The 230-nt window shown below is 66.5% G+C and carries 1 pseudogene; it reads right to left on the bottom strand.

What is annotated here, in order from left to right:
• Positions 1 to 230: pseudogene (locus tag E4K09_RS23740) on the bottom strand (electron transfer flavoprotein-ubiquinone oxidoreductase); the annotation flags it as partial.

The raw sequence follows: 230 nt of genomic DNA, 5'->3' as shown, positions 1-230 counted from the left end.
AGGTTGCCCAGCGAGCCCACGAAGTTGCCGTGGTTGTTCATGAGCTTGGGCATGAACACGTTGGGCAGGCGCACGCCGCCGGCATGGCCCAGATACATGAACTCGTCGGCGGTGACTTCCGTCTTGAGCGGCCGGTCGGGATCGGTGCGCCACTCGGGCAGGAGGCCGTCGAGCCCGATCGGGTCGATCACCGCGCCGGACAGAATGTGGGCGCCCACCTCCGAGCCTTT

It is taken from the genome of Microvirga pakistanensis (assembly GCF_004458765.1).
GTDB classification, from domain to species: Bacteria; Pseudomonadota; Alphaproteobacteria; order Rhizobiales; family Beijerinckiaceae; genus Microvirga; species Microvirga pakistanensis.
The sequence above is the reverse complement of the archived record's forward strand: the minus strand, read 5'-3'. Positions and strand labels throughout refer to the sequence as shown.